This is a genomic window from Caballeronia sp. LZ065 (assembly GCF_031450975.1).
GTDB lineage: Bacteria > Pseudomonadota > Gammaproteobacteria > Burkholderiales > Burkholderiaceae > Caballeronia.
Genome location: NZ_JARUXV010000003.1, coordinates 448,749 through 468,716 on the forward strand (window position 1 = coordinate 448,749; position 19,968 = coordinate 468,716).

Sequence of the window (19,968 nt, forward strand, 5' to 3'; positions counted from 1 at the left end):
CTTGGCGGCGAACGTCCGTTCGTTCAAGCGAAGGTGCTTGAGATGCCTTGGCTTGCGAACGCTCGAGCGCGTCGCCTCTGAGCAAGCGATGGCGTTCGCGAACATGTATTTCAGGAAAAATGGAAACAAAATACGGTCCATGTGTACTACTCTAGGAACGATAATCCGAAGCGGCAGTGTCGCCCGGTTCTTTGGGCGGATTCACTAGCGCGACAATCCGGCTCGGCAAGCGGAACGTGTCTCGCATTCCCGTCATCACATCGGCAACGCTCACCCGGTCGCTCTTGCGGTGCGCGTCGTCGCGAACAGGAGCGGAACATGAAGAGTCCATCGATGATGGATCCCTGGAGCCGTACCCTGGCCATGCTCGACATATCGGGCCGCCTGTCCGAAGCAGCCGACCATCCCGCGTCCCTGACTCGAGCGCTGGTCCGCAAAGTGCCGATCAGAGGCAGTTTCGCGCCGGACAACGAGACGGGCCGCGTGAACATACGCGTGCTCGAACGCCTGAGTGCTTCAACCCTTGCGCTGTCCTGGCACGACCCGACCTCTTTCAATTATTCCGAGCAGGTCTGGTCGCTCTGCACGGCGCGCAAGCGCGGCACGTGCGCATTGAGCGGACAGGCAATCCGGCGCGGCCAGCCGGTGTACCGGCCAAGACGTGTCGGCAGGTCGATACCCCTCAACAGCGGCGCGATGATCCTCGCCCGGGCCGTCGTGATCACGCCGCTGGAGCCGGAAGCGGCACTCGCTGTCGAATGACGAAAAAGACTTCATGACAGACGTGCGTCCCAACTATCGAGAATATGTCGCGCCGGGATTGCCCATTCCGGTCATTCGTCTGCTGGGCTACTCGATATCGGGCACGCCATAAGACGGAATCGAGCAAGAGCAATGGCAAGAGCCCTTGGCTCGTGCTGTGCAATATCAGAAGGCGATAAAGGTAATCTTTTGAGCATGAGCGCTTCGGCGCGGCGTGCGCCAGATAAGATTTCCTGCGACACAACCTCGCAGGATCGCAAGGTTATGCCGAAGTTATGGCGAAGCTCCAGACCAGCCATGGGCCGTTGGCTGCTTGAGCCGGTCGCGTCGTCACGCCAGGCATCGGTGCAAGGCTCGCCTTAAGTGTCGCTCTAGGTGTCGTTCCAAGGCCGCTTCATGTTTCAGGAGGAACAATGGCTACTCTGGCGCAGCTGGAAAACCAGATTCAGGAATTGCAGCGTCGCGCGGATGCCTTGCGCGAGGAAAAGTCACTGGAGGCTATCGCCAGTATCCGCGCGCTCATGCAAGAGTACGGTCTGACCATGGCGGATCTGGTCAAGGCGGGATTGGGGAAGATGCGCGGCCGTCCCGCCGGTTCGCGGAATACGTCAGCCAGGACCGGAAGGGGGCAGGGAACGAAGCTGCCGCCGAAGTATCGCAATCCGGAGTCGGGCGCCACGTGGAGCGGTCATGCGCGAGCGCCCGCGTGGATCAAGGAGGCGCCGGATCGGAGTGTCTATCTGATCGAACCTGCGGCGGACAAGCCTGCTTCGAACAGAGCCGCACCCGCTTCGCGCGCCGCCGGTGCGAAGCGCGCGCGCAAGACTGGAGCCAAGAAGGCGGCGAAGCTGTCTGACCGCGCGGAGCCCGGTACCGGTCAGAGATCCGTGCAGCGCGCCGCCGCTTGATCTAGTCGAGCAATGGGCTGCGTCGTGTGGAATAGTCGCTTGCCCGTTCATAGGCAAGCCCAAGCCGAAGCACGTCGAGATCGTTCTGCACTGGCCCCATGATTTGCAAGCCCGCTGGCAAACCGGCTGCATTGAAGCCGGCGGGCGCGCTGAGTGCGGGTAGGGAAGCCATCGTGGCGGGAACCACCGTCTCCATCCAGCGGTGGTATGTGTCCATGTCACGCCCGGCAATCGCATGAGGCCAGTCGAGTGACGCATCGAACGGAAAGACCTGGGCCGAAGGCATCACCAGGAAGTCGAAGCGTTCGAATAACGCATGGATCGCCTGATACCATGCCGTCCGCTCCCGCACTGCGTGCGAAATGGCTTCGCTTGAGAGTTTCAGGCCGCGCTCGATCTCCCATACCGCCTCGGGCTTGAGCAACGCGCGTTTCGCGGTGTCCCGCCAGAGCGCGCCGTTGGTCCCTGAAAACGTCAGGCTGCGCAGATCGATCCACGCACGCCAGAGACGTTCCGGATCACAGCCCACGCGCGCGGCTTCCACCACGCAGCCGATGGTGTCGAAATGGCGCAAAGCCGCTTCGCAGGTCGCCATCAAGCCGGGCTCGGTCGGCAAGTGTCCGTTCAGGTCGCCCAGCCAGCCGATGCGCTTCCCCCGCATGTCGCCTTCGAGCGCATAAGCGAAGTCCGCAGGCTGTTCGCTTCTGCGCGAAAGCGGCGCGCGGGCGTCAAAGCCGGCTTGTACCGATAACAACAGGCCAAGGTCTGGAATGGACCGCGCCATCGGGCCGGCCACGCTGAATTGCTGGAAGAACACGTCGTCGCTTGGCGCATAGGGCACGCATCCGGGCGTCGTGCGGAAGCCGAAGACATGATTGAACGCGGCAGGCGTGCGCAGCGACCCCATCATGTCCGATCCGTCCGCGCAGGGCAGCATGTGCAACGCAACGGCGACGGCCGCGCCGCCGCTGCTGCCGCCGGCGGAGCGCGTCGGGTCGAAGGCATTGCGCGTGGTGCCATACACCGGGTTATAGGTATGGCCGCCCAGGCCGAATTCGGGCGAATTCGTGCGGCCCACGAATAGCGCGCCGCCCTGGCGCATGCGCTCGAATATCAGCGCGTCGGTCTGGCTGACTTCACCGGCGTAGATCGGCGAGCCCTTGGTCGTGACCATGCCTGCAACGGGCAGGATATCTTTCGGCGCTTGAGGAAAGCCATGCAGCGGACCCAGGCTCTTGCCCGCGGCCAGTTGCGCGTCACGCTCGCTTGCCAGCCTGAGCAAGGCGTCCCTGTCCTGCAATGCAACGATGGCATTGACCACCGGATTGAACTTGTCGATCTGCGCGAGATGAGCCTTCATGACCTCGACGCAGGAAACCGCGCGTGAATGAATCGCGCGGGACAGCGCAACGGCGCCAAGCGACACGATATCGTCGCTCGGTGGAAGATCGGGAGTGGCGTCGGGTGCGGTCATGGTCTCGTTGAAGATAAGCCGTGGGCTCAATGATGAAACTGCGGAAGCACGCTGGCAGCGAGTTCTTCGATGATGTCGCGCGCCGGGCGCACCTCGGATGTCACGTTGAGCGTGACATGATGCGTGCCGTTCTCGCGCATCCGTTGCAGGATGTCGATCAGCGCGCGATGCCCGGTGCGATAGCCCAGCGCAAGCTCGTGCGCCGGTTCGGCGGGATCGTCGGCGAGCTCGAGGCGCATCGCGACGCCGAAGGCCCGAAACGCGCCGCCCGCCGCGCGCTCCACTGCCGCGCGCCACATGCTGTAGCGGCCGCGCTGTGCTTGCGGTTCGCGGTGATAGGTCATCCAGCCGATCGAATGGCGCGCGATCCAGTCCACGCTCTGGCCGCCCGAACCCACGGCAAGCAACGGAATGGGCGCGACCTGGCGGGGCAGCAAATAGAACTCGGGCGCAGCGTCGCTTGCGTGATCGGGGATGACGGTCGAAGGCATTGCAACGGCCGCCGCAAGCGTGTCCCAATGCCGTCGATACAACTCGCGCCGCTCCTCCGGATCGCGGCCGAATGCAGCATATTCCGGCGGCCGGTCGCCTGAGCCCAGGCCGAGCACGAAGCGTCCGCGCGACAGATCATTCACCGAGAACGCCGCCTTGGCGATATGCAACGGATGCCGCAGTGTCAGCACGATCGCGCCGCTGATCAGCGCGGCGCGCTGTGTGTTCGATGCAAGCGCGCCCAACAGCACCCATGGGTCGAGGTGTCCGACGGGGTCCGGGTAATCGGCGCTATTGAGCGGCACGTCGCGCACCCAGAGCGCACGAAAGCCCAGCTGGTCCGCCAGCCGCGCGAGTTCGATCTGCTCGTTGAAGTCGACCACGCTCTGGTGGTCGCCGGTGATCGGCAAGGTTAGGCCGATGGAAAGCGCATGGGGAGCGAACACCTGGTTCGCGATGGAGGACATGACACGAAGGGCATCGGAATGGATTCGCCGTCGATGGTATCACCGCGACCCGTATCGGCGTGTGGATGAAAAAGAGCCCGGCGCCTGTACGGGGCCGGGCTCCTTCATGCCGCTGACGTGGGATCAGGCAGCAGCGACTGCAGTGCGTCGCGTGACCAGCGACACCGCGAACGTCACGATCACATTCACGACGAGCGCGATGATGCCGATGTACAGCGGCCAGCTGGCGTCGCCGGCATGCAGCACATAGACCGGCTTGAGTCCTTGCGAGATCGCGAGTCCGGTGCCGAGCACGATGCCGCACAGCCAGCCGAGGAACAGCCCCGGCGTCGTCAGGCGGCGCGTGAACAGCGTGAACACGATGGCCGGGAAGATCTGCAGGATCCACACGCCGCCGAGCAATTGCAGGTCGATGGCATATTGCGTCGGCAGGAACACGATGAACAGCAACGCGCCGAACTTCACGACCAGCGACACGACCTTGGCCGTCGATGCTTCCGACGCCGATGTCATATCGGGCGATACCAGCGGACGCCAGAGATTGCGCGTGAAGAGGTTCGCGGCGCCGATGGACATGATGGCCGCGGGCACGAGCGCGCTGATCGCAATGGCGGCGGCCGCGAAGCCGACGAACCACGACGGAAACAGCGTGCCGAACAGCGCCGGCACGACATCGGAGGCCGACTTCACGTGGATGCCGGCCGCAATCGCCATATAGCCGAGCAAGGCGATCAGGCCGAGCAGCAGCGTGTAGGCGGGCAGGAAGATCGCGTTCTTGCGCACTGTCGCGGCAGATGACGACGACAGCACGGCGGTCATCGTATGCGGATACATGAACGCGGCAAGCGCCGAACCCAGCGCGAGCGATGCATAGGCGGTGAACTGGCCGGGCTTGAGCAGGATGCCGGTCGCGCCGCCCTTCGCCTTGAAGTATTGATCGGCGGCGTCGAAGACGTGGCCATAACCGCCCAGCTTGGCCGGAATCAGCCACACGGCGGCGATCACCACGATATAGATCATGATGTCCTTCACGAACGCGATCATGGCCGGCGCGCGCAGGCCGCTCGTGTAGGTATAGAGCGCGAGAATCACGAACGCGACGATGAGCGGCAGTTCACCGGTCACGCCGAGCCCCTTGATGACGACCTGCATGCCGACGAGTTGCAGCGCGATGTAAGGCATCGTGGCAACGATGCCGGTCACTGCCACGGCCGCCGGGAACCATTTGCCGCCATACTCGCCTTGCACGTAATCAGCGCCGGTGATGTGGTTTTTCGCATGAGCGATTTTCCACAGCTTGGGCATCACGGCGAACACGAACGGATACACGATGATCGTATAGGGCAGCGCGAAGAAGCCGTAGGCGCCCACCGAATACACCAGCGCGGGCACGGCAATGACGGTGTACGCCGTGTAGAAGTCGCCGCCGACCAGGAACCACGAGATGACCACGCCGAACTGGCGGCCGCCGAGGCCCCATTCGTGTAACTGGGTAAGATCGCCGCGTTTCCAGCGCGCGGCAAAGAAGCCGACGATGGTCACGAGCGCAAAGAACGCGATGAAGATGCTCATCGCGAGCGGATCGACTGGAGTGAGATCGTTCATTTGAGGCCCCTGTACACGACATAAAGCAGGAGCGACGTGAGCGGCACCCACAGGAACTGATACCAGTAGAAGAATGGGAATCCGCCGATTGAAGGACGGGTGTCGTTATAGAACGGCAGCCATAGCAAGGCTACGTACGGAATGAGTAGCGCAATCCACAGCCAGGGGCTGCGCGGCGCGTCGTTATTGGATTCCAAGACCTTTCTCCTCGTGAATCTGCGCTGACAAGAACGTGCCGGCACGTCCACGCCATTCGATTCGCCGATCGAAACGAGAGCCGCGCCGCCAACGGGTGCGCATTATCCGGGATATTCCGGATTATTGCCGGGCGCTTCAGAGAAGAGGTGAACGAAAAAAGCTGTATTACTGATAGCTTTCTGTTGCGGTCGATAACCGGAAAGATTACAAAATAATTTCATCACTAACCGACGCGCGCTTGCCGGCAAGCATCGCGCGCTTGCCGCCAAAGCCGCGCACCTTGCGATATTCGAAACCATTTTGAAGCAGCGCGCGCTTGACCTGGCCCGCGCTCGTATAAGTGGCGAAGCTGGCGTCGTCGCTTGCCATTCCGGCTAGCGAGGCAAACAGTGCCGGCGTCCACATGTCCGGATTCCTCGCAGGCGCGAAGCCGTCGAGATAGATCGCGTCGGCTGTCATGCCGTCCTGCTTCAGACGCGGCACGACATCCATGACATCGCCGAAAGCGAGCGTGAGCGTCAAGGCGCGTTGTTCCAGTTCGATCCGGTGGATGCCCGTCACAAGCACAGGCCACGCGGCCGCGAGCGAAGCGGCAAGGGGCATGACGGAAGCATCGTCGATGATCGCCGCTAGCGCGCGGCGCAGGTCGGAGGCACTGAACGGATACTTCTCTACCGAAATGAAATGGATGGAGGCGGGACGTTGAGGATCGTCGCGCCACGCCGCCCAGGTGGCGAGAAAGTTGATGCCCATGCCGAAGCCCGTCTCCAGCACGTTGAAATGCGGCTTGCCGCGCCATCGTTCGGGCAGGCCATTGCCGTTCAGGAACACATGACGCGCTTGCGACAGCGCCCCGGCGGCGCTGTGATAGATGTCGTCATGACGGGGCGACCAAGGCGTGCCGTCGTCGCGAAACACGAGCGGTGCCGGGACAAGCGGTTCGTGCATGGGCGCATCCCGATGGATCAGGCATCCGGCGACGGTTGGTCGAGCGACATGCCCAGTTCGCCGGCCATGCGCACGACCATTGCACGCAGTTGCACGACTTCGTGAGCCAGTCGCTTCTGCTCCGACTTGAGCGCTTCGAATTCCGAAGCTGAGAAGCTTTCCTCGCCTTGCGCGTCGCGCGCGAGCGGTTCGCTTGCGCTCGCACTCACTTCGCCACACAGCAAGTGCATCCAGCGGCTTTCGCGCTCGCCGGGCACGCGCGGCAATCTGACGACACGCGGTGGCGTGTTGCCGGCCAGTTCATCGAGAAAGCTTTCCACCGACGATATGTCCGCGAACGCGTGCAGCCTCGCGCTATTCGCGCGCAGTTCGGCGGCCGTCTGAGGGCCGCGCAGAAAGAGCGTGGCGAGCAGCGCGACCGACTGGCTCGGCACGCCAAGCACGCGATTGACGTTGTGTTCGAAGCGCGGCACCCGGCTGCTGCTGCCCTCGATCACGAGGCTCAGACGCTTGAGACCGTCGATGGTCGTCAGCACCTCGTCTTCGCTGACGTTCATCACGGGAGAACGCGCGGTCTTCTGATTGCAACCGGAGGTCAGGGAATTCAGCGACAGCGGATACGTATCCGGCACCGTATGCTGTTTCTCGACGAGCACACCCAGCACGCGCGTTTCGAGCAGGGTGAGTTCGCGCAACGCGGGACGGGGAGCGGCTTCGGAAGGGATGTTCATGGCGTCGTTCGGCTTGCTGGAAGACGCCTATCATACCGGTGGCCGCGCACCGTCTTGCGGCATGAATCCGTTATGAGGCCGTGAGCAGGAAGATGGCGCGTCGTTTTGGTGCATGAGGTGGCGTCAAGCTCATCCAGTCGCATGTTTTCACGAGGATTAAAATAGTTTCATCGATTGGCATCGAAGTTGCTTTTTTGTGTTCGGCACTGGGCTGCCCGCGCAAACGATGCGCGGTACGATCGAACGATTGATTCGACGTACCTGCGCGCATCGCGCTTCGAGGTTGCCTAACGGCGTGACCGGCATGACCGGCGCGCCGCGTCTTTCAGGCTCTTCAGGCATTGCGGGAGTGCAACCAGAAATATGAACGCAGGGGCACCGCCACCCCGGCATGCACTTCATATGGAAGACCGGTTATGACGCAAGCATTCTTCAACGAGATGTTCGACCGCAACGATCTCGAAGCGCGGGGCATGCCGCCCGAAGCGTTTCGCGCGGCGGGCGATCCTCGCACGCATTACCGCGACTTCATGAACTGGCTGACCGTGCAAAGCGAACAGCAGATCGATATCAAGCGCGCGGAAGCCGATCTCAACTTCAGGCGCGTGGGCATTACCTTCGCGGTCTACGGCACCAGTGACGTGCCGGGCATCATTCCCGAGCGCACCATTCCCTTCGACGTGATTCCGCGCATCTTTCCCGCCGATGAATGGCGCGCGCTCGAACGCGGCCTGCGGCAGCGCGTGAATACGCTCAACCGCTTCATTCACGACATCTATCACGAGCAGAACATCATCCGCGCGGGCATCATTCCCGAGGCGCAGATTCTCGGCAACGCGCAGTATCGGCCGCAGATGCGCGGCGTGAACGTGGCGCGCGATATCTATGCGCATATTGCCGGCATCGATATCGTGCGTGCGGGACAGGGCGAGTTCTACGTGCTGGAGGATAACCTGCGCGTGCCGTCGGGCGTGTCGTACATGCTCGAAAACCGCAAGATGATGATGCGGCTCTTTCCGGATCTGTTCGCGCGCAATCGCGTGGCGCCGGTGGCGCACTATCCGGATCTCTTGCTCGATACCTTGCGCGCCGCCGCGCCCGCCGCCGCCGGGAATCCGACCATCGTCGTGATGACGCCCGGCATGTACAACTCGGCTTATTTCGAGCATGCGTTCCTGGCGCAGCAAATGGGCGTGGAGCTGGTCGAGGGACAGGATCTGTTCGTCGATGATCATCAGGTCTTCATGCGCACGACGCAGGGGCCGCAGCGGGTCGATGTCATCTATCGGCGCGTGGACGACGACTTCCTTGACCCGCTCGTGTTCCGTCCGGATTCGGCGCTCGGCGTGCCGGGTCTGATCGACGCGTACCGGATGGGCAATGTATCGCTGTGCAATGCGGTGGGCACCGGCATTGCCGATGACAAATCCATTTATCCGTATGTGCCGGACATGGTGCGTTTCTATCTGGGCGAAGAACCCATCCTGAACAACGTGCCGACCTGGATGTGCCGCAAGCCTGACGATCTCAAGTATGTGCTCGATCATCTGCCCGAACTCGTCGTGAAGGAAACGCATGGCGCGGGCGGCTATGGGATGCTGGTGGGGCCCGCGTCCACGACCGCGCAGATCGCGGAGTTTCGTGCGGTGCTGGAGGCACATCCGGAGAAGTACATCGCGCAACCAACTCTTGCGCTGTCCACCTGTCCGACTTACGTGGAAGCGGGCATTGCGCCGCGTCATATCGACCTGCGTCCGTTCGTGCTGTCGGGTACTGAAGTGCGCATGGTGCCGGGCGGACTGACGCGGGTAGCCTTGCGTGAAGGATCGCTGGTGGTCAATTCATCGCAAGGCGGCGGGACCAAGGATACGTGGGTGCTGGAGCGCTAGGGACATTCACTGGCGCATGTTTGAGCATGGCATGCCATGCGGTATGAAAGACAACGACAAACCACCGGGAACACCCATGCTGAGCCGTACCGCGGATCATCTCTTCTGGATGGCGCGCTATACAGAACGCGCCGAAAACACCGCCCGGATGCTCGACGCGAACTATCAGCTTTCGCTCCTGCCGCAGTCCGACGAATACGCGGAACTCGGCTGGCGCGCGATGTTGTCGATATCGGAGTTGAGCGGGATCTATTCAGCGGCGCACCATGGCATGAAGAGCCGTGACGTGATCGATTTCATGGCGGCGGACCTGTCCAATCCTTCGTCGATCATCAGTTGCCTGCGGGCCGCGCGCGAGAATGCGCGTGCCGTGCGCAGTTCCACCAACAGCGAACTGTGGGAGTCGCTCAATACGACCTGGCTCGACGGTCAGCGCATGCTCGCCGACGGCATTCTTGAACGCGAGCCTTATACCTTTTTCGAATGGGTGAAGTTTCGATCGCATCTGTCGCGCGGCGTGCAGCTGGGCACGCTGGTGAAAGACGATGCCTTTTATTTCATGCGTCTCGGGACTTTCATCGAACGCGCGGACAATACGGCGCGGATTCTCGATGTGAAGTTCGAGATGATGGAGCAACGCGACGATACCGCCGCGCAACCATTCGACTATCACCACTGGGTGGCGGTGCTGGGCTCGGTGTCGGGCTTCGAGGTGTATCGGCGGGTGTATCGCGATGTCATCACGCCGGAGCGGGTTGCCGGGCTGCTGATCCTGTATCGCGACTGGCCGCGTTCGCTTGCCGCGAGCATAGCCGAAGTCGAGCAACTGATTGCGCAGGTAACCAAAGGGCGCGACACGGATGCCGGGCGGCTGGCGGCGGAATTGAGCGCGGAACTGAAGAACGGCCGCATCGGCACGATCCTGCAAGGCGGATTGCATGCCTATCTCGTCAGTTTTCTTGCGCGCGTCAATGATCTGGCGGGCCGGGTGAGCCGCGAATTTCTGCTGCCGATTGCGCCGGAGCCGGAGCCGGAGCCTGAGCCTGAGTCTGAGCCTGAGCCTGAGCAGACCCGGACGCAGACTCAAACGCAATCGCAGAGCAAGGGCTGAACGCGTGCTGTCAGCGTTTGGCCGCCGCCGCGACGACGCGATGCACGAAGCGCAGCTTGTCGACGACCTGCGGTGCGAGCGTGAACGGATAGCCGTCCGGCATGCCGAGGCTGCGGTTCAGGCTGTTGAGCACATAGGTCAGCGGATACCAGCGTTTCATCAGGTTATCGAAGCTAGCGTCCTCGACAGGCGTCTGGTCGGTGAGCGTCGGTTCGTTCGGCGTGTCCGGCACGAGCACGAGCCCGCACGACACGGCTGTGTCGAGCGTATCGACGATATGCAGGTAATGCGCCCAGGTTTCCGCCCAGTCTTCCCATGGATGCATCGTCGCGTAGGCGCTGATGTAGTTGTCCTCCCACTGTGCGGGCGGACCTTCCTGGTAGTGTCGATCGAGCGCGGCGGCGTAGTCGGCCTGTTCATCGCCGAAAGCCGTGCGGAACGGACCGATGCGCCCGGTATCGGCGATCAGCCGGTCGAAGAAGTAATGTCCGGATTCATGCCGGAAATGCCCGAGCAGCGTGCGATACGGCTCGTGCAGCGACGTGCGCGTCTTCTCGCGATGGGCGTCGTCGGCTTCGGCGACGTTGAGCGTAATGATGCCGTTGTTATGTCCCGTCATCACGCCGTGGCCTTGGGCATCGGCTTCGAGGAACTGGAATTCGAGGCCGCGCTCGGGGTCGGCCTGACGCGAGACGACTTCGAGGCCGAGCTCGGAGAAGGTATAGAGCAGCCGGCGTTTCGCAGCCTCGATGCGGTACCAGAATACGCGGTTATCCGGATTCGACAGGTTGGGGATCACGCTGGTGAGCTGGCAGGAACAGCACAGCGTGTCGGTGGATGTCTCGGCGGCCGGTTCGGCTTCGGGCGCGGGAACGACCCAGTTGCAGACGTTCTCGACGGCGTAGTTGTGGCACGGCCGATACAGCTGATCATTCGCGAGCGGATGCAGACTGCGCCAGCGGCCGTCCTCGGTCTCGTCGAAAGCGCTGATCTGGTTGATCTCGGGGATGTAACCGAGTCGCGTGCCACACTTTTCGCAATGCGTGTTCTCGAAAAACACGTGCTGATTGCAACGGTTGCAGTGGAAGGTTTTCATCGTGTGGCCGGTAGGAGTGAGGTCGCGCGGAATGGAGAGTGCGGACCCTGGCGGCGGAGCATGCGCAAGCTTCGTGCCGCGCATGCGGGAAGGCTCCACAACAAGCACACGCGCGGGCGAACGTGTCCGGCGCGCAGCATCATTCGATTTGAACAAAGGAGTGCGGTGTGTCCATTCGTGTCGCGTTGAACCATGTCACGCATTATCGTTATGACCGGCTCGTCGGTCTCTCGCCGCAAGTGGTGCGCTTGCGGCCGGCGCCGCATTGCCGCACGCCGGTCGTCTCGTATTCGATGCGCGTGGAACCCGAAGAACATTTCATCAACTGGCAGCAGGACGCATTCGCCAATTATCAGGCGCGTCTCGTGTTTCCGGAGAAAACGCGCGAGTTCAAGGTGACGGTCGATCTCGTCGCCGAAATGGCGGTCTACAATCCGTTCGACTTTTTTCTGGAACCGGCCGCCGAAAAATTCCCGTTCGCCTACGCGCCCGAGCTGCTGCACGACCTCGCGCCGTACATGGTCAAGCGCGAGCCGACGCCGCGCTTTGCGGCCTTCGTCAACAGTATCGATCGCACGCCCCAGCCGACGATGGATTTCCTCGTCGCGCTGAACCAGCGTCTGGCCGATGAAATCCGCTATCTGATCCGCATGGAACCCGGCGTGCAGACGCCGGAGGAAACGCTTGAAACGGCAGCCGGGTCGTGTCGCGATTCCGGCTGGCTGCTGGTCGAAGCGCTGCGGCATCTCGGACTGGCCGCGCGTTTCGTATCGGGTTATCTGCTGCAACTGGCGCCGGATACGAAGTCGCTCGATGGTCCGAGCGGCACCGAAGTCGATTTCACCGATCTCCATGCATGGTGCGAGGTGTACTTGCCGGGCGCGGGCTGGATCGGCTTCGATCCGACCTCGGGCCTGCTGGCCGGAGAAGGTCACATTCCCGTCGCCTGCACGCCCGAGCCCGACAGCGCCGCTCCCGTCTCCGGCGCGGTGGACAAGAGCGAAGTGGCGTTCGATCACACGATGTCCATCGCGCGCGTGCTGGAAACGCCGCGCGTGACCAAGCCATACACCGAAGAGGACTGGCAGGCAGTGCTGCGGATGGGCGAGCAGGTGGATGCGAAGCTTCACGAAGGCGATGTACGCCTGACGATGGGCGGCGAACCGACCTATGTGTCGGTGCGCGACCGGGACGCACCGGAGTGGAACACCGATGCGCTGGGTCCGACGAAGCGCGCCTACGCCGTATCGCTGATGGACAAGTTGCGCGCGCAATACGGTGCGCGCGGCTTTCTGCATATCGGGCAGGGCAAGTGGTACCCCGGCGAACAGTTGCCGCGCTGGGCGCTTTCCCTGTTCTGGCGCGCGGACGGCGAGCCATGCTGGCACGATCCCGCGCTGTTCGCGGACGAGCGTCAGCCGGCTTCATTTACCTCGGACGATGCCGGGCGTTTCATCCGGCATCTTGCATGCAAGCTGTCGCTGGATGCGAAATACGTTCAGCCGGCGTATGAAGACACGTGGTACTACCTGTGGCGCGAGCGCCGGCTGCCGGTGAACGTCGATCCATTCGACTCGCGTCTCGACGACGAACTCGAACGCGCGCGCCTGCGCCGGGTCTTCGACGCCGGTCTGCCTACCGTGACCGGCTACGTGCTGCCGATCTTGCGTGACGAAGGCCCCGCGTTGCAGCCCGGCGTGTGGACGAGCGGTCCGTGGTTCTTCCGCGATGACCGCATGTACCTGATCCCCGGCGATTCGCCGATGGGTTATCGCCTGCCGCTGGAGTCGCTGCCCTGGGTTTCGAAGACCGACTATCCGTGGCAGCACCAGCATGATCCGTTCGCTCCGCCGATGCCGCTGCGTACAGCAATGGCATTACGCATGCAATATGCCGATTTGGATGTTGCATCAGGCATGCAAAATACCGGCTCGACGGAATCGACGGAATCGACGGATTCGACGGATTCGACGGATTCGACGGATTCGACGGCTCGCGGCGAAGGTGGTGGCTCAACCGGCGGCGCAAGTGAAGGCCTTCCCCGGCGCGGCCAATCCTCCGGCGACACCCTTCGCACGGCGCTCTGCGTGGAGGCCCGCGATCCGGCGCGCGCCGCCGGCCCCAAAGCGGAAGCCGAGGCCTTCAAGAAACTCGGCAACGGCAACAAGCTGATCCACGTGTTCATGCCGCCGCTCACCGCGCTCGACGACTACCTGGACCTGCTGGCCGCCGTTGAATCGACCGCCGCCGATCTCGCCATGCCGGTGATTGTCGAGGGCTATCCGCCGCCGCGCGATCCGCGTCTGAAGATGCTGCAGGTCACGCCGGATCCGGGCGTGATCGAAGTGAACATTCATCCGGCGGCGAACTGGAAAGAACTCGTCGAGCACACCGAGTTCCTGTATGGCGCGGCTCACGAGACCTACCTGAGCCCGGAGAAGTTCATGCTCGACGGCCGCCACACCGGCACCGGCGGCGGCAATCACTTCGTGCTCGGCGGGGCCACGCCCGCGGACAGCCCGTTCCTCCGGCGTCCCGATGTGCTCGCCAGCCTTATCGCGTACTGGCTCAATCATCCTTCGCTGTCGATGCTGTTCTCGGGTCTCTTCATCGGGCCGACCAGCCAGGCGCCGCGGGTGGACCAGGCGCGCAACGACCAGGTATTCGAACTCGAGCTTGCGTTTGCCGAGTTGCAGCATCAGCTCGGGCGGCTCGGCGGCCGCGACAGTGCGACGGTGCCGCCGTGGCTCATCGACCGCATCCTGCGCAATATCCTGATCGACGTGACGGGCAACACGCATCGCGCGGAATTCTGCATCGACAAGCTGTATTCGCCGGAGGGCGCCACGGGCAGGCTCGGGCTGCTCGAACTGCGCGGCTTCGAAATGCCGCCGCATGCGCGCATGAGTCTCGTGCAGCAACTGTTGCTGCGCGCGCTGGTGGCGCACTTCTGGGAGAAGCCCTACACCACGCGTCTCACCCGCTGGGGCACCGAACTGCATGACCGCATCATGCTCGGCACCTTCGTGCAAATGGATCTCGACGACGTGCTCGCCGAATTGCGCGAGGCCGGCTTCGCCTTCGAGCGCAGCTGGTTCGAACCGCATTTTGAATTCCGTTTCCCGCTGGTGGGCTCCTACGACACCAATGGCATCGCGCTGACGATCCGCAATGCGCTCGAACCGTGGCATGTGATGGGCGAAGAGGGATCCGCCGGCGGCACGGTGCGTTACGTGGATTCGTCCGTCGAACGGCTGGAGGTGCGCGCGCTGGGGCTGAACGGCAGTCGACACGTCGTGACCGTGAACGGCGTGGCGCTGCCGTTGCAGACAACCGGCCGCGTCGGCGAATACGTCGCAGGCGTGCGTTTTCGGGCGTGGGCGCAGGCGGCGTCGCTGCATCCGACCATCGACGTCCACGCGCCGCTCACCTTCGATATCGTCGATACCTGGACGGGACGCGCCATCGGCGGTTGCCAGTACCACGTCGCGCATCCCGGCGGCCGCAACTACGAGACTTTTCCGGTCAACGCCTATGAGGCAGAAAGCCGCCGCCGCGCACGCTTCTTCGCCACCGGACACACGCCCGGCGCGATGTCCGTCGAAGCGCGCGAGCGCAGTCTCGAATTTCCGTTCACGCTCGACCTGCGTTATCGTTGAAATGCATTCATCATTCAAAAGATAAACAGGAAGACTTTGGCCTATCAATCGACCTTGCCCTTCGACATCGCCGCCGCCCGCGCCGATGCGCTCGCGCTGCTCCGCACGCTGCCGGGGCGTCCAGGGCACTGGGACGAGTTGCGCGACGCCTCGGGCGCTTTGCGCGAGCCATGGCGGCAGTTCTTCGATCTGCTGGGCGAGCAGGGCATCGCGCGCCTCGACGACGGCGTCGCCGCGGTGGCCCAGCAGGTGCGCGACAACGACATCACCTACAACGTCTACGCCGACAACGGCAAGCCGCGCGCGTGGTCGCTCGACCTGCTGCCGCTCATCATCGACGAAGCCGAATGGGCGGGCATCGAGCGCGGTGTCGCGCAGCGCGCGCGGCTGATGGAAGCCATCGTCGCCGATGTCTACGGCCCGCAGACCTTGCTCCAGCGCGGTCTGTTGCCTGCTGCGCTCGTGTTCGGCAATCCGGGTTATCTGCGTTCGGTGAAGGGCTTCGTGCCACCGCTCGGGCGCTTCCTGCAGATCGTCGCGGTCGATCTCGCGCGCGCGCCCTCGGGCGAGTGGACCGTGATCGCGCATCGCACCGAAGTGCCGTCGGGTCTGGGCTACGTGCTGGAGAACCGGCTGATCGTCGCGAGCCTGTGCGCCGATCCGTTCCGCGCCATGCACGTGAGCCGGCTCGCGGCGGCGTATGCGCAGCTGATCGCGACCATTGCGCAGGCCGCGCGCGCCACGATGCGCGACGACGAAGGCGGCCGCAGCAGCGCGGACGACGTGCCGCACATCGCGCTGCTGAGTCCCGGCCCGTTCAGCGAAACCTATTTCGAACATGTGTTCCTGGCGCGCTATTTCGGCGTGACGCTCGTGGAAGGCAAGGACCTCACGGTGCGTCATGACAAGCTCTATCTGAAGACGTTGGCCGGCCTGTCGCGCGTGCATGCCGTGCTGCGCCGTCTCGACGATGCCTTTTGCGATCCCGTCGAACTCCGCGCCGATTCGAGCATCGGCGTGCCCGGTCTGCTGCAGGTCATGCGCGCGGGCAACGTGATGGTGTCGAACGTGCCGGGCGCGGGCTTCACGGAATCGCCCGCGTTGAATGCGTTCCTGCCGCGCATCGCGGAGGCGTTGCTGGGTGAAACGCTCGAACTGCCCACCGTCCCGACCTGGTGGTGCGGCGAGGAAGCCGCTCGTCGCGAGGCCTTCGAACGATTCGACCGTGCGCTCATTGCGCCGACCTGGCCCGGCGCGCAGGCGGACCGGGCGCCGGGCATCGACGCGGGCGTTCAGGTGCTCGCGGACTGGCGCGAGCGCATAGAACGCGCGCCGGATGTCTTCACCATACAGGCACATCTGCCGTTCTCGTGCGCGCCGCGCTTACACGATGGCGCGCTGGGTTCGCGCCCCTGCGTGCTGCGCGCCTATGCGGTCGCGAACCCCGAGGGCGGCTGGAGCGTCGTGCCGGGCGGCTTCACGCGGCTGGCGGCCGACCATCGCGCGACGGTATCGATGCAATCCGGCGGCAGCAGCGTCGATACCTGGGTGATGTCGAGCCAGCCGGGCGGTTCGGTATCGCTGCGTCCCACGCCGATCCGGCCCGGAGATCTTCGCAAGCACCGGACCGTGTCGAGCCGGGCCGCTGAGAATCTTTTCTGGGCCGGCCGCTACGGCGAACGCGCTGAGAACAACGTGCGCCTGTGCCGTCTGCTGCTCGGCATGCTCGAAGGAAGCGACGCCGAGGAACTGTTTCCGACATTGGCCGAACTGGCTGCGCAAAGCGGCCTGATCCCGTCGACCGATACGCTCGCGCGCGCCACGCCCCAAGCATTCGAACGCGTGTTGATCGCGGGTTTGCCGGAGACGCGCATCGGCACCAGCATCGGCGGCAGTCTCGCGGATCAGGCGCGCGTCGGCGGCGAGATTCGCGACCGGCTTTCGACTGATCACTGGCGTGTCATTCTCGCGTCGCGCAACGACTTTCGCGACGCGCTCGTGCGGCTCGATCTCGACGAGTCCCGCGCCGAAGGCATCCCGCGTCTTGGCCGCAGCTACGATCGCGTGCTGTTGATGAACGCGCTCGAACATCTCGCGACCCAGCTTTGCGCGATCAGCGGCGCACAGGGTGACCGCATGACGCGCGACGAAGCATGGCGTCTGCTGTTCATCGGCCGGCACATTGAACGCGTCTCGACGATGGCGACCATCCTGCGCGTGGTTGCCGAGTGCGGCACGCTTGCGTCGCCCGCGGGCTTCGATCTGCTGCTGCAATTGTTCGACAGCACGCTGACCTATCGTTCGCTGTATCCGGGAAGGCTCGAAGTGCCGGCGTTGATCGATCTGATCGTCGTCGATCAGACGAACCCGCGCGGCCTCTATGGCGTCCATGCACGATTGCGCGTGAAGCTCGAGGAAATCGCGGCGGCAGCGGGCGGCGCACGGCGCCTGCAGGCCACGCGTTTCGCCGATCTGCTCGCGCCTGCTGACGCCTTGCCGCCGCTCGCCACGCTGTGCGAGACGCGCGGAGACGGCCGCCATGATGCGCTGGTTGCGTTGTGCGACAGGCTGGTTGCATCGATGAGCGCCGCATCCAATGAAGTGAGCGCGCGCTATTTCAGCCACGCGAACACGCTGGCCGCGCAGGTGACGTCATGAACATCGGCATGCACGATACCGTGCTCGCGGTGACGCACCGCACGACCTATCGCTATTCGACGCCGGTGGAAATCGCGCAGCATCTGGCGACCATCCGGCCGCTGCATTGTCCGTGGCAACAGGTGATTTCGCATACAGAACGCATTGAACCCGTGCCATCGTATGTTCATAGCCGCGTCGATGCATTCGGCAACGACGTGCTGTACTTTTCGCTGGACGCGCCGCACGAGCGTCTTTCGATGACGAGCGAAACCACTGTGCGCCTGACGCCGCGTTGGTCCGCACTCGATCCGGATGCAACGCCGCCTTGGGAAAGCGTCGCGGAACGGTTGCGCTATCACGCGGGCGAGGCGTTCCTCGCGCAGGGCGAGTTCTGTTATGCGTCACCCAATATTCCGCTCGCGCACGCGTTTCGCGAATATGCGCAGGCGAGCTTTCCGGCGGGCAGGCCGCTCGTTGCGGGCGCCATCGATCTGATGCACCGCATTCACGCGGATTTTGAATACAAACCTTCTTCCACGTCGGTCGATACGCCGGCTTCGCGCGCCTTCGAACTGCGGCATGGCGTGTGTCAGGACTTCTCGCAGGTGATGATCGGCTGTTTGCGCGCGCTGGGGCTGCCCGCGCGCTATGTGAGCGGGTACTTGCGCAACGATCCGCCGCCGGGACAGCCGCGCCTCATTGGCGCGGACGCGTCGCATGCATGGGTGTCGGTGCATTGTCCGCAGAGCGGCTGGATCGACCTCGATCCGACCAATGACGTGCTGGCCGATCTGGATCACGTGACGCTCGCCACCGGCCGCGACTACAGCGACGTGTCGCTGTTGCGCGGCATGATACTGGGCGGCGGCGCGCATCACATGGACGTCGCGGTGAACGTGCTGGCCTTGTAAAGGCTGCTTGCGTCACTCGCCTTCAGGAAAGTCCGCGCCCACGGAAACCGCTTCCCAGCCGTCAAAGTCCTTGCGCAAGGCGTCGATCTTCACGCGCGCATTCGTTACCGCGGCCTTGCCGAGCAGCAGGCGCAACGGCGGGTCCTTGCTTTCCACGGCCTGGATGATCGCTTCCGCGGCGCGCACCGGATCGCCCGGCTGCTTGCCGCTGTAGCCGCGCATCGTATCCGTGCGGGCTTGCGCGGTTCCGGCGTAATCGGCGATTGTGCGCGGCGCCTCGTTCGCCGAGCGTCCCGCCCAGTCAGTGCGGAACGGACCCGGCTCGACGATCAGCACCTTGATGCCGAGCGGCGCCAGTTCATGCGACATCGATTCCGACATGCCTTCCACCGCGAACTTCGTCGCGTGATAGAAGCTCACGCCGGGGAACGCGATGATGCCGCCAATCGACGAGACATTCACGATGGTGCCGTGCTTCTGCTTGCGCATCTGCGGCAAGACCGCGCGCGTCATGTCCACCAGGCCCCACACGTTGATGTCCACCATCTTGCGCACTTCGTTCAGGTCGCTCTCTTCGAACGAACCGAAATAGCCGATGCCCGCGTTGTTCACGAGCACGTCGATGCGCCCGAACTTGTCTGTCCCCGCCTTCACGGCGGCCTGCACCTGCTCGGGCCGGGTGACGTCGAGTGGCAGCACGAGCGCGAGATCGCCGTATTGTTCGGTGAATGCTTCGAGCGTCTTCGGATTGCGCGCGGTAACGACCGTCGGATAGCCGAGCGCGAGGGTCTTCGCGGCCAGATCGCGACCGAAGCCGGTCGAGCAACCGGTAATGAACCAGACGGGTTGAGTGGTGGGTGTCGTCATGGGAAGCCTCTTCAGTTCAGTCAAGGAAATGAAAGCGTTCGGCGGGGTGATGCGACGCTGGACATGGTAGCAGGGGCTATGCATTCCGGTGCAAATGGCCCGGATGGTTCACCCGCATCTCAAACATGCCGGGCAGCGCGATTTGCTGCATTGATATAAGGTTCGAAGTTTCGCGCCATGCGCAAGCGCATGCGCGCTCGCCGTTCCTTT

The 19,968-nt window shown here is 63.5% G+C and carries 15 protein-coding genes; 7 read left to right on the top strand and 8 right to left on the bottom strand.

From position 1 onward, the window contains the following. Window positions 1-318 precede the first annotated feature (318 nt). Window positions 319-762 (top strand): DUF3331 domain-containing protein, encoded by a 444-nt coding sequence (locus QCE63_RS22270; RefSeq protein WP_309836046.1) that lies wholly within the window; start codon window positions 319-321, stop codon window positions 760-762. Window positions 763-1,175: 413 nt separating this feature from the next. After that, a complete protein-coding gene (locus QCE63_RS22275; protein ID WP_309836048.1) occupies window positions 1,176-1,670 on the top strand; it encodes an H-NS histone family protein in 495 nt (164 codons plus the stop codon). Window position 1,671: 1 nt separating this feature from the next. Here QCE63_RS22275 and QCE63_RS22280 read toward each other — a convergent pair whose 3' ends face one another. The 6 genes from QCE63_RS22280 to QCE63_RS22305 all read right to left on the bottom strand — a co-directional run bounded on the left by QCE63_RS22280 (window position 1,672) and on the right by QCE63_RS22305 (window position 7,585). Continuing rightward, complete coding sequence (locus QCE63_RS22280) at window positions 1,672-3,144, bottom strand: amidase (RefSeq protein ID WP_309836049.1); 1,473 nt, start codon at window positions 3,142-3,144, stop codon at window positions 1,672-1,674. A 26-nt stretch (window positions 3,145-3,170) separates the two neighbouring features. Then, window positions 3,171-4,103 (bottom strand): LLM class oxidoreductase, encoded by a 933-nt coding sequence (locus tag QCE63_RS22285; protein ID WP_309836051.1) that lies wholly within the window; start codon window positions 4,101-4,103, stop codon window positions 3,171-3,173. Between the two features lie 123 nt (window positions 4,104-4,226). Then, window positions 4,227-5,708, bottom strand: coding sequence for a monocarboxylate uptake permease MctP (mctP, locus tag QCE63_RS22290; RefSeq protein WP_309836052.1), 1,482 nt, complete (start codon window positions 5,706-5,708; stop codon window positions 4,227-4,229). Then, entirely contained in the window at window positions 5,705-5,905 is a 201-nt protein-coding gene (locus QCE63_RS22295) for a DUF3311 domain-containing protein (RefSeq protein WP_309836054.1), read from the bottom strand. Before QCE63_RS22295 ends, mctP begins: the two co-directional genes overlap by 4 nt. A gap of 205 nt (window positions 5,906-6,110) precedes the next feature. After that, a complete protein-coding gene (gene mnmD, locus QCE63_RS22300) occupies window positions 6,111-6,854 on the bottom strand; it encodes a tRNA (5-methylaminomethyl-2-thiouridine)(34)-methyltransferase MnmD (protein WP_309836056.1) in 744 nt (247 codons plus the stop codon). 17 nt (window positions 6,855-6,871) lie between these two features. Beyond that, window positions 6,872-7,585, bottom strand: coding sequence for a YceH family protein (locus QCE63_RS22305; RefSeq protein WP_309836057.1), 714 nt, complete (start codon window positions 7,583-7,585; stop codon window positions 6,872-6,874). A 416-nt stretch (window positions 7,586-8,001) separates the two neighbouring features. Here QCE63_RS22305 and QCE63_RS22310 point away from each other — a divergent pair, with 416 nt between their 5' ends. Together QCE63_RS22310 and QCE63_RS22315 are read left to right on the top strand one after the other, a co-directional pair. Further along, window positions 8,002-9,474, top strand: coding sequence for a circularly permuted type 2 ATP-grasp protein (locus tag QCE63_RS22310; RefSeq protein ID WP_309836059.1), 1,473 nt, complete (start codon window positions 8,002-8,004; stop codon window positions 9,472-9,474). Window positions 9,475-9,550: 76 nt separating this feature from the next. Further along, a complete protein-coding gene (locus QCE63_RS22315) occupies window positions 9,551-10,585 on the top strand; it encodes an alpha-E domain-containing protein (protein ID WP_309836060.1) in 1,035 nt (344 codons plus the stop codon). A gap of 10 nt (window positions 10,586-10,595) precedes the next feature. Here QCE63_RS22315 and QCE63_RS22320 read toward each other — a convergent pair whose 3' ends face one another. Then, entirely contained in the window at window positions 10,596-11,681 is a 1,086-nt protein-coding gene (locus QCE63_RS22320; protein WP_309836062.1) for a putative zinc-binding metallopeptidase, read from the bottom strand. Window positions 11,682-11,848: 167 nt separating this feature from the next. On the opposite strand from QCE63_RS22320, the gene QCE63_RS22325 reads away from it, so the two are divergent. Genes QCE63_RS22325 through QCE63_RS22335 form a run of 3 tightly spaced genes read left to right on the top strand, consistent with a single transcriptional unit; the run spans window position 11,849 to window position 18,891 of the window. Continuing rightward, window positions 11,849-15,340, top strand: a complete 3,492-nt coding sequence (locus QCE63_RS22325; protein ID WP_309836064.1) for a transglutaminase family protein — start codon at window positions 11,849-11,851, stop codon at window positions 15,338-15,340. Window positions 15,341-15,376: 36 nt separating this feature from the next. Then, window positions 15,377-17,998 carry a circularly permuted type 2 ATP-grasp protein gene (locus QCE63_RS22330; protein ID WP_309836065.1) on the top strand — a complete coding sequence of 874 codons (2,622 nt, stop codon included), beginning with the start codon at window positions 15,377-15,379 and terminating at the stop codon, window positions 17,996-17,998. Continuing rightward, window positions 17,995-18,891 (top strand): transglutaminase family protein, encoded by an 897-nt coding sequence (locus tag QCE63_RS22335; RefSeq protein ID WP_309836066.1) that lies wholly within the window; start codon window positions 17,995-17,997, stop codon window positions 18,889-18,891. Before QCE63_RS22330 ends, QCE63_RS22335 begins: the two co-directional genes overlap by 4 nt. Before the next feature lie 12 nt (window positions 18,892-18,903). Here the strand turns inward: QCE63_RS22335 and QCE63_RS22340 are convergent, their stop codons facing one another. Continuing rightward, window positions 18,904-19,758, bottom strand: coding sequence for an oxidoreductase (locus QCE63_RS22340; protein WP_309836068.1), 855 nt, complete (start codon window positions 19,756-19,758; stop codon window positions 18,904-18,906). Window positions 19,759-19,968 lie beyond the last annotated feature (210 nt).

What these genes read in the sequence shown, in the direction of transcription:
- QCE63_RS22270 (WP_309836046.1), top strand. Translation starts at nt 319, where the DNA reads ATGAAGAGTCCATCGATGATGGATCCCTGGAGCCGTACCCTGGCCATG.
- QCE63_RS22275 (WP_309836048.1), top strand. Translation starts at nt 1,176, where the DNA reads ATGGCTACTCTGGCGCAGCTGGAAAACCAGATTCAGGAATTGCAGCGT.
- QCE63_RS22280 (WP_309836049.1), bottom strand. Translation starts at nt 3,144, where the DNA reads ATGACCGCACCCGACGCCACTCCCGATCTTCCACCGAGCGACGATATC.
- QCE63_RS22285 (WP_309836051.1), bottom strand. Translation starts at nt 4,103, where the DNA reads ATGTCCTCCATCGCGAACCAGGTGTTCGCTCCCCATGCGCTTTCCATC.
- mctP (WP_309836052.1), bottom strand. Translation starts at nt 5,708, where the DNA reads ATGAACGATCTCACTCCAGTCGATCCGCTCGCGATGAGCATCTTCATC.
- mnmD (WP_309836056.1), bottom strand. Translation starts at nt 6,854, where the DNA reads ATGCACGAACCGCTTGTCCCGGCACCGCTCGTGTTTCGCGACGACGGC.
- QCE63_RS22305 (WP_309836057.1), bottom strand. Translation starts at nt 7,585, where the DNA reads ATGAACATCCCTTCCGAAGCCGCTCCCCGTCCCGCGTTGCGCGAACTC.
- QCE63_RS22310 (WP_309836059.1), top strand. Translation starts at nt 8,002, where the DNA reads ATGACGCAAGCATTCTTCAACGAGATGTTCGACCGCAACGATCTCGAA.
- QCE63_RS22315 (WP_309836060.1), top strand. Translation starts at nt 9,551, where the DNA reads ATGCTGAGCCGTACCGCGGATCATCTCTTCTGGATGGCGCGCTATACA.
- QCE63_RS22320 (WP_309836062.1), bottom strand. Translation starts at nt 11,681, where the DNA reads ATGAAAACCTTCCACTGCAACCGTTGCAATCAGCACGTGTTTTTCGAG.
- QCE63_RS22335 (WP_309836066.1), top strand. Translation starts at nt 17,995, where the DNA reads ATGAACATCGGCATGCACGATACCGTGCTCGCGGTGACGCACCGCACG.
- QCE63_RS22340 (WP_309836068.1), bottom strand. Translation starts at nt 19,758, where the DNA reads ATGACGACACCCACCACTCAACCCGTCTGGTTCATTACCGGTTGCTCG.